The organism is Streptomyces sp. NRRL B-24572 (assembly GCF_002156145.1).
GTDB lineage: Bacteria > Actinomycetota > Actinomycetes > Streptomycetales > Streptomycetaceae > Streptomyces > Streptomyces vietnamensis.
On record NZ_MWIG01000709.1, the window covers coordinates 1 to 9032 of the forward strand.

Annotated in this window: 5 protein-coding genes and 3 pseudogenes; 3 read left to right on the forward strand and 5 right to left on the reverse strand. The window is 75.3% G+C overall.

All coding sequences use genetic code 11. The features are described from left to right. Window positions 1-140, reverse strand: a pseudogene (locus CCN56_RS42255) (TIM-barrel domain-containing protein); the annotation flags it as partial. On the opposite strand from CCN56_RS42255, the pseudogene CCN56_RS46025 reads away from it, so the two are divergent. Continuing rightward, a pseudogene (locus CCN56_RS46025) lies at window positions 131-181 on the forward strand (hypothetical protein); the annotation flags it as partial. The pseudogenes CCN56_RS42255 and CCN56_RS46025 sit on opposite strands and share 10 nt — an antisense overlap. Window positions 182-240: 59 nt before the next feature. Here the strand turns inward: CCN56_RS46025 and CCN56_RS34130 are convergent. Beyond that, window positions 241-1845, reverse strand: a pseudogene (locus CCN56_RS34130) (TIM-barrel domain-containing protein); the annotation flags it as partial. 215 nt (window positions 1846-2060) lie between these two features. On the opposite strand from CCN56_RS34130, the gene CCN56_RS34135 reads away from it, so the two are divergent. Continuing rightward, window positions 2061-4034 (forward strand): acetoacetate--CoA ligase, encoded by a 1974-nt coding sequence (locus CCN56_RS34135; protein WP_086831700.1) that lies wholly within the window; start codon window positions 2061-2063, stop codon window positions 4032-4034. A 59-nt stretch (window positions 4035-4093) separates the two neighbouring features. On the opposite strand, the gene CCN56_RS34140 is transcribed toward CCN56_RS34135, so the two are convergent. Beyond that, the gene (locus CCN56_RS34140; protein WP_086831701.1) at window positions 4094-5182 is read right to left on the reverse strand and encodes a CU044_5270 family protein; all 1089 of its coding nucleotides are present in this window, start codon (window positions 5180-5182) and stop codon (window positions 4094-4096) included. Further along, on the reverse strand, window positions 5179-6138 hold the full coding sequence (locus CCN56_RS34145; RefSeq protein ID WP_256962324.1) for an RNA polymerase sigma factor: 960 nt from the start codon (window positions 6136-6138) through the stop codon (window positions 5179-5181). Before CCN56_RS34145 ends, CCN56_RS34140 begins: the two co-directional genes overlap by 4 nt. Window positions 6139-6258: 120 nt before the next feature. Between CCN56_RS34145 and CCN56_RS34150 the strand changes: the two genes are divergently transcribed. Next, window positions 6259-7884 (forward strand): serine protease, encoded by a 1626-nt coding sequence (locus CCN56_RS34150; protein WP_143664709.1) that lies wholly within the window; start codon window positions 6259-6261, stop codon window positions 7882-7884. Window positions 7885-7986: 102 nt separating this feature from the next. Here CCN56_RS34150 and CCN56_RS34155 read toward each other — a convergent pair. Then, the coding region (locus CCN56_RS34155; RefSeq protein ID WP_086831703.1) for an aminotransferase class I/II-fold pyridoxal phosphate-dependent enzyme at window positions 7987-9032 on the reverse strand (1046 nt) is incomplete at its 5' end.

Consider the following 9032-nt stretch of genomic DNA (forward strand, 5'->3'; position numbering starts at 1 on the left):
GAGAGCGAGGCCCGCAGCCCGGGCCACCCCGTCGACACGTCGCCGGACCAAGTGCCCCCGTACCGCGGCATCCCCGCCCAGCCGGAGCGCGAGAACAGGAACGGCCGCTCGTCCGGTCGCAGCCGGCGACGTGTCGACGGGGTGGCCCGGGCTGCGGGCCTCGCTCTCCCTGGTCCTGGGCCTGGGGCTGTGCGGGGTGCCCTATTCGGGTCCTGACGTGGGCGGTTTCGACGGCAGTCCGTCGCCGGACCAAGTGCCCCCGTACCGCTGCATCCCCGCCCAGCCGGAGCGCGAGAACAGGAACGGCCGCTCGTCCGGTCGCAGCCGGCGCAGCCCCTCGTACCCGGCCCGGGCCATCGCGAGCCCGTACACGTTGTGCGCCTCCCGGTGGTCGCCGCCCCGCCCCTCAAGGGCGTGCCGCGCCGAACGCGGCAGCGTCGGGTCGCCGAAGGGGACGAAGGACACCGGTTCGTTCATGTCGTGCCACACCCCGGCGAAGCCCTGCCGCAGCCGCTCCTCGTACAGGCCGCCCCACCACTCCCGTACCGCCGGGTCGGTGAAGTCCGGGTAGGCGCACTCGCCGGGCCACACCACCCCGCGCACCTCCTGCCCCCGCGCGTCCTCGACGAAGGCGTCGACCGCCGACCCGCCGTCGTACACCGGGTCGCCCGGCTCCGCCTTCACCGCAGGGTCCACGATCGACACCAGGCGCACGCCCTGCTCCCGCAGCTCCTCCGCGAGCCCCGGCAGATCGGGGAACCGCTCCCGGTCGACCGTGAACACCCGGTGTCCGTCGTAGTGGTCGATGTCCAGGTGGACGGCGGACAGCGGCAGCCCACGCTCCCGGTACCCGGCCACCACCCGCCGCACCTCGCGCGCGCTGCCGAAGCCCCAGCGCGCGTGCTGCGGCCCGAGCGCCCAGGACGGCGGCAGCGCCGGCGCGCCCGTCAGCGCCGCCCAGCCGTGCAGTACGCGCGCGGGGGTGCCGACGACCACCCAGCAGCGCAGCGGCCCGCCCGTCATCCGCACCTCACTGGTGCCCGGCCGGTCGTGCCCGGACCCGGCCCCCTCCTCGCCCTCGGCCAGGGTGACCCGGCCGTCCCAGGAGTTGTCGTGGAACGCCAGATGCGTACCGGCGTCCGAGACCACGAACTGAACGGGCATGGTGATGTAGAGCGGATCGTCCCCGGGGCCGAAAGCGCCCTTGGGGTCGGTGTTCCACAGCCGGTACGAGCCGTCCCGCAGGCGCGGTCCCGCCGACCGCCCGCCGAGCCCGAAGAACCGGGCGTCGGCCGGCACCTCGCTGCGCTGCACCCAGCGCGAGGCCCCCGGGGAGACCGCCCCGGCGCCGTCACCCGCCACCGCGCCGTCCCCCGGACCCGCCACCGGCTCCCACCAGCGCGGCGGCAGGTCCCGGCGGAGCAGCACCCCGCCCGGGGTCCGGAGCTCCACCGTTCCGTGCCGGGAGACCGTCACCGTCACCCGCTCCGACACGATCCGCCATCCGCCGTCGGTGTCCGGTTCGAGGGAGGCCCGCGGATCCGCGTCGGGGGCCTCGCCGGCCAGGGCGTACGAGGGCAGCGGCTCGGCCCCGTCCCACCCCCAGAACACCGTCCCGCCCGACGACACGCGGATCAGGAGCGAGGACCGGGCGAACCGGACGGTCCCCCCGCCCGGGGCGGCCTCCGCCTCCACCGCGAGCCCCGGCACCCTGGCCCGCTCCGGCCCCCGGGGCGGCAGCCCCCACGCATCCGTACGGCGCTGCCGCCACGCCGACCGCACCGCCCGCAGACCCTGCACCGAACCGAACACCTTCATCGAACGCACCAGTTCCCGACCGTTCATGCAGCTCACCCTGCCACCCGCCGGAGGCCGAACCGGCTCCGTTCAGCTGCCGTTCACCCGTGGTGGGAGCACATGTTCAACTGCCTGACCATGGGCGGGCAGACCTGGTGCGAATGACGATCACATGGCATCGTCCTGTCAGCCGCGTCACGCGCACACCCCAGCACGTGCGCAGGACACACGCAGACCCGCGTACAGCCAGGGAGCAGCCCCAAATGACATCAGCAGCGCCGACCGAGCCCCTCTGGCAGCCGGACGAGGAACGCATCGCCACGGCAGCCGTCACCCGCTTCCAGGCCTGGGCCGCAGAGCACCACGGCGCCCCCGCCGAGGGCGGGTACCCGGCGCTCCACCGCTGGTCGGTCGAGGAACTCGAAGCCTTCTGGCAGGCCGTCGTCGAGTGGTTCGACCTCCGCTTCTCGACCCCGTACGAGCGGGTGCTCGGCGACCGCTCCATGCCCGGCGCCGACTGGTTCCCCGGAGCCACCCTCAACTACGCCGAGCACGCCCTGCGCGCCGCCGACGAGCGCCCCCATGACACGGCCCTGCTCCATGTGGACGAGACACATGAGCCGACGCCGATCACCTGGGGCGAGCTCCGCCGCCAGGTCGGTTCCCTCGCCGCCGAACTGCGCGCCCTCGGCGTGAACCCCGGCGACCGCGTCAGCGGCTACCTGCCCAACGTCCCGCAGTCCGTCGTCGCGCTCCTCGCCACCGCCGCGGTCGGCGCCGTGTGGACCTCCTGCGCCCCGGACTTCGGCGCCCGCAGCGTCCTCGACCGCTTCCAGCAGGTCGAGCCGGTCGTCCTCTTCACCGTCGACGGCTACCGCTACGGCGGCAAGGAGCACGACCGCCGCGACACCGTCGCCGAGCTGCGCGCCGAGCTCCCCACCCTCCGCGCCGTCGTCCACATCCCGCTCCTCGGAACCCCAGCCCCCGAAGGCACACTCGCCTGGGACGACCTGGTCGCCTCCGACGTCGAGCCGGTCTACGAGCAGGTGCCGTTCGCGCACCCGCTGTGGGTCCTGTACTCCTCCGGCACGACCGGCCTGCCGAAGGCGATCGTCCAGTCCCAGGGCGGCATCCTCGTCGAGCACGTCAAGCAGCTGGGCCTGCACTGCGACCTCGGCCCCGAGGACGTGTTCTTCTGGTACACCTCCACCGGCTGGATGATGTGGAACTTCCTCGTCTCCGGCCTCCTCACCGGCACGACCGTCGTCCTGTACGACGGCAGCCCCGGCTACCCCGACACCGCGGCCCAGTGGCGGGTCGCCGAACGCACCCGCGCCACCCTCTACGGCACCTCCGCCGCGTACGTGATGGCCTGCGCCAAGGCGGACGTCCACCCCGGCCGGGACTTCGACCTCTCCGCCGTGAAGTGCGTCGCCACCACCGGCTCCCCGCTGCCCCCCGACGGCTTCCGCTGGCTCCACGACGAGGTCCGCGAGAACCTGTGGATCGCCTCCGTCAGCGGCGGCACGGATGTCTGCTCCTGCTTCGCGGGCGCCGTCCCCACGCTGCCCGTCCACATCGGCGAGCTCCAGGCCGCGGGCCTCGGCACCGACCTCCAGTCCTGGGACCCCTCCGGGAAGCCCCTGATCGGCGAGGTCGGCGAGCTCGTCGTCACCAACCCCATGCCGTCCATGCCGATCCACTTCTGGAACGACCCCGACGGCAGCCGCTACCGCGACAGCTACTTCGAGATGTTCCCGGGCGTCTGGCGCCACGGAGACTGGATCACGATCACGGACCACGGCTCGGTCGTCATCCACGGCCGCTCCGACTCCACCCTGAACCGCCAGGGCGTCCGGATGGGGAGCGCCGATATCTACGAGGCTGTCGAGCGCCTCCCCGAGATCCGCGAGTCCCTGGTCATCGGCCTGGAGGAACCGGACGGCGGATACTGGATGCCGCTCTTCGTCCACCTCGTGGAGGGCGTCACCCTGGACGACGAGCTGATCGACCGCATCAAGCGGACGATCCGCAGCGAACTCTCCCCGCGCCACGTCCCCGACGAGATCATCGAGGTCCCGGGAGTCCCGCACACCCTCACGGGCAAGCGCATCGAGGTCCCGGTCAAGCGGCTCCTTCAGGGCACCCCCCTGGCCAAGGCCGTCAACGCCGGCTCGGTCGACGACCTCGGCCTGCTCCACTTCTACGAGACCCTGGCGGCCAACCGCCGCGGCTGAACCGCGTCATGGCGAGGGGCCCGCCGATCCGAACCGGATCGGCGGGCCCCTCGTCCGGGCTAACCCTTCGGCAGTTCGCCCGGCGCGGGGGCGGCGGCCTTGGCGAGGACCGCCGAGACCCCCAGGACCGTCCCGGCCCGCCCGGCCGACGTGGTCCCGGTGAGGACGGTGCGCTCACCGAGGAACGCCGACGTCGTCCGGTCGAAGATCCACTGGGTCTGCTCGCCGTGGGCGGTACGGGCCACGGCGACGCCCTCGCGACCGGCCGCGTCCTTCGCGGACGGCAGGACGGTCACCCCGGGGATCCGCGCAGCCGCCTCGTACAGCGCGGCGGTGACCTTCGGCGGAGCCCAGGTCTCGGCGAGGAGGGTCCCGATCGCGGTGAACGCCCGCTGATCGGCATCGCCCTCGCCCGCGCGCGTCTGGTCCCGGACCAGACGCAGCAGCGCTCCCGGATCGGTGGGGAGCGTCGCCACGTACGCGTGGGTCGGGTGCGTGACGGAGGGCGGCGCCGTCTCCAGGGTGGTCTTCCGGGGCGTGGCCCCGGGACCGTCCAGCTCGTACACGGGCGCCTCGGCGCCGAGTTCCGTGTCGGCGGCACCCGGCTCGCGCAGCAGCCCCGGCCGGCTGCCGTCGACGGAGAGCCACACCTCGCGCCGATGCGCGGGCGGCAGCGTGGCGGGACCGCCGGCCGCGTCGCGCCCCGCGTGGGCGACGAGGCTCTTGACGTAGACGTACTCGCCGGGCCGGGCGTTCGGGGCGGGAGCGGCGGCCGCGGCGAGCGCGGCACCGGACAGGACCTGCACGGCCTCGGGCGAGGCGGACCGCCCGGCCGAGACGTGGCCGGGGGACCCGCCCGGCGCGTCCCGGGGGGCGAGTACGGCGACTCCGGCGACGACCGCGCAGGCGGCCATCGGCGCGGCGATCCAGCCGAGCCGGAGCCCCTGGCGCGGTCGGCGCGCCGGCACCGGGCGGGCGGCCGCGCCGTCCCCCGCGGCCAGGGCGGTCCGCAGGACGGCGTGCCTGAGGTGCTGGTTCCGCTCCGCCGTCAGGTCGGGCACCGGAGGCGGAGGCAGCAGCTCGGTCAGCTCGGCGCGCAGGAGCGCGTCCGCGTCGGCGTGCGGCGGGCGGGGGGCGAAGGCGTTCATGCCTGGTTCTCCTGGGTCGGTCGGGGCGCGAGGGCCGGGCGGACGGTGACGGCACCGGGCATGGCGTGGGCCGGGGGTACCGGAGCGGGCGAGCCGAGGCGCTCGGCCACGGATTCGGGCACGGAGCCGTGCGTCGACGCGGGCGCGGCCCCGGCCCGGGGGAGCGGCGCGGGCTCGGGCACGGAGCCGAACGCGGCTCCGGCGACGGACCCAGCGGCCCCGGCGGCGGACTCAGGTACCGCCCGATGCAGCGACCCGGGCGGGGCTCCCGGCACCCCGAAGGGGCCGGGAGCCGCCCCGGCCACCGAGAGGGGGCCGGACGCGTCGTCCCCCTCGCCGGCCAGAGGCCTGCCCGCCCCGGCCACGGCGCCGCCGGGCGCCGAGCGGACCGCCGCAGCAGCGGACCGCTCCCGGCGCCGCCCCGCTCGCAGTTCGGCCTCGGCGAGCTTCCGGAGCCGTTCACGGGCCCGGGACAGCCGGGAGCGGACGGTGCCGACCGGGATGCCGAGCGCCTCCCCGGCCGCCGCGTAGTCCAGCCCCGCCCACACCACGAGCGTGAAGACCTCGCGCTCACGCCGCCTGAGCCTGCCGAGCGCCACGCGGGCGGCACGGATCTGCTCCCCGTCCGTCATCCGGGCGAGAACGTCGTCGGCGAAGTCCGGCAGGACACCGCGCTCGGGGATCCTGGCCAGCGCCGCGTCCCGCCGGCGCGCCTCGCGGGCCGCCCCACGCATGATGTTGGTCGCGATGCCGAGGAGCCACGGGCGCAGGCTGCCGCCGTCGGCGTGCACCTTCCCGCGACAGCGCCAGGCCTCGAGGAACGCGGCGGACACGACGTCCTCCGCGGACGCACGGTCCCCGCACACCCGGTAGGCATAGTGGTACAGCACGCGTGCGTGCTCGTCGTACGCCGCTCCGAGCGCCGCGGGATCCCCGGCGCGGAAACGATCTCTCATAGGTGATTCCACATCTGGCACTGGGCGCCGGTTCGCCGGGGTTCCCGTGACCTGGACCACAAGCCCGCCGATGTGGCCCAGGTCACGGGAACGCCCCGCCCGTCGTGAGCAGTGCTGGGCATGAACGATTCCTCGACACCCGGCGGCACGTCCCGCGACACCGTCGGCCGCACCCCCCTCGGCCGCCGCACCGTCCTGCGCACCCTCGCCCTCGCCGGAGTCCTCGCCGGCACGACCCTCTCCGCCCTGCCCCCGACCGCCGTGGCGGCGAGCGGCACCCCCGAGACGTACGTCCTGACGATCCGGCACCTGGACCGGGCGGGCGCCGCCACCGGCGGCTACAGCACCCACGTCACCGGAATCTCGGGCCCCGGCGCGCAGCAGGAGGCCGCGCCCTACGACGCGTCCGGCACGGTCACCGTCCGCCTGCCCAAGGGCCGCTACCTGCTCGACTCCACGTTGTACGGATCCGATCCGGCCACCGGCACCGACTGGGTCGTCCAGCCCCGCCTGGACCTGAACGGCGACACGACCGTCACCGTCGACGCCCGGACGACCGCCCCGGTGGACGTCCGCCCGCCCGAGTCGGGCGCCCGCTACCTGAACGGCATCGGGTTCGTCGAGGTCACCCACGAGGGGACCACCCGCTCCGCGAACATCATGACGGCCCGCGAGGGCCTGCGCGTGGCCCACCTCGGCCCGGTCTCCGAACCGGGCTCGGTCAAGGAGTGGTTCGACACCTACTGGTCCGGTGCGCGCGCCGACTACGGACTCGGCTACACCTTCACCTCCGACCGCGCCCTGACCGGCCTCGTCCGCCACCCGGCGGCCGACGGGCTGGCCACCGTCAAGATCCGCGGAGCAGCCGCCGAGGGCGCGACCGGAACCGGGTTCGTCTCCGTCCAGCCCAGCGCGGGCCCCACCGTCGGTCTCGCCCAGTCCCTCGAGCTCCCCGCCACCGCGACCGTCATGGTCAATCCGGAGCGAGGCCGCTGGGACGTCGAATACACCGGCCCGGCCGCCCCCGAGACGCCGCCCAACCGCTACGTCGCGAACGGAATCGCGGTCCACGCGGGCGCGACCATCACGCACACCTTCGACAACGCCGTCTTCGGCCCCGCGCTCGACACCACGCCCGGCGCCCGGCCGGCCGGCGTCCGCGACGGCAACAGGATCGCGCTCGACATCCCGCTCCTCGCCGACGGGGACGGCCACGCGCCGAGCGCACCGCGCTTCCACAGCGCGACCACCACGCTCCACCGCGACGGCGTCCTGATCGGCACCCGCCGGGGCGAGCCCGGCCGCGCCGAGTTCACCACCGCCCCCGGAACGGCCTCGTACCGGCTGACCGCCTCGGCGACCCGGGGCGACGGTACGGCGTCGAGCGGGCGCGTCACCGCCGCCTGGACCTTCGCCTCGGCGGCCACCACCCGGCCCACCGCCCTGCCCCTGAGCACCGTCCGCTTCGCCCCGGACCTCGCCCTCGACGGCACCGCCCCGGCGGGGGCCCCGCTCCGCGTGCCGGTCACCGTCCAGGGCGCGGCCGCCGGGACCGGCGTCCGGTCCCTGACGGTGTCGACGTCCGTCGACAACGGCACCACCTGGACCCGCGTCCCCGTCATCGACGGCCGGGTGGCCTTCCGCGCCCCGGCCTCCGGCCGGACCGTCTCGCTCCGCGCCGAACTCACCGACACCCGGGGCAACACCCTTACCCAGACCCAGCTGGGCGCCTTCCGCACCCGCTGAACCACCCCCGTCGGACGCTCCGGGACAGGCCCGCACCTGCCCCGGAGCGCCCGCACGTCACGAACGCGCCCCACCAGCGGGGTCGTCCCCGGCGCCGGTCCGTCACCCGCCGTACGTCGCCTGCGCGTCCCCCAGGACCTCGGCGAAGTCCGCCGCAAGGCGCAGAGCGTCAGCCGGCGCGAGCGTCGCCGTCGTGATGCGTACCGCAGGCGGAGCCGCGATGCGGAACCGCGCCCCCGCGGCGACCCACCAGCCCTGCGTCCGCAGCCCGTTCACGACCGCCGACTCGTCCCGCACGGGCACCCACACGTTCAGGCCGCTCGCCCCGACCGCACGGATCCCGTACGCGCCGAGCGCGCCGATCAGCGCCGAGCGCCGCTCCGCGTACGCCTCCTCGCCAGCCGCCACCAGGTCCCGTACGGCCCCGTCGGCGAGCAGGTCGGCCACCGTCTCCTGCAGGACGTGACTGACCCAGCCCGAGGTCATCACCATCCGCCGGTCGTGCCGCGCCAGCGTCACCGCGTCGCACGCCACCCCGGCCCAGCGCAGGTCGATGCCGAGGTGCTTCGAAGCGGTCCGCACCTGCGCCCAACGGTCGAGCCCGGCCGCGGCGAGCGTGTACGCCGCGGCCCCGCCGACCTCCGCGTTGTGATCGTCCTCGACCACGAGCACCTCGGGGAACTCCCGGAGCACTTCCACCAGTTCGCCCCTCCGCGCGCGCGTGAAGAACGCCCCCGTCGGACACTGCCCGCGCGGGCTGCACACCACCGCGCGCACCCCGCCCCGCAGGGCGGCCCGCAGCGACTCCGGTACGAGCCCCTCGCCGTCCACGGCCACCGGGACCGCCCGCAGCCCCAACGCGGGCACCAGGTCGAGCACATGGTGGAACCCGGGGTCCTCCACCGCCACGGAGTCGCCGGGCCGCAGCTCCGTCGAAAGGAGCCGCGCGATGCAGTCCAGGGCGCCGTGGGCGAACGTCACGTGCTCCGCCGGCACCCCGTCCCGCTCGAACCACGCCCGGGTCAGCGCCTCCAGGTGCGCGAGCCGCGGCGCGGCGCGATGGGACCCGTACACCGGGGCGACGGCCGCCGGGTTTCCCGACCCGGCCTTCCTCCCCGTGCTTCGGCCCCCGGCGGCCGTCGCCCCGG

What these genes read in the sequence shown, in the direction of transcription:
- CCN56_RS34140 (WP_086831701.1), bottom strand. Translation starts at nt 5,182, where the DNA reads ATGAACGCCTTCGCCCCCCGCCCGCCGCACGCCGACGCGGACGCGCTC.
- CCN56_RS34145 (WP_256962324.1), bottom strand. Translation starts at nt 6,138, where the DNA reads ATGAGAGATCGTTTCCGCGCCGGGGATCCCGCGGCGCTCGGAGCGGCG.
- CCN56_RS34150 (WP_143664709.1), top strand. Translation starts at nt 6,259, where the DNA reads ATGAACGATTCCTCGACACCCGGCGGCACGTCCCGCGACACCGTCGGC.
- CCN56_RS34135 (WP_086831700.1), top strand. Translation starts at nt 2,061, where the DNA reads ATGACATCAGCAGCGCCGACCGAGCCCCTCTGGCAGCCGGACGAGGAA.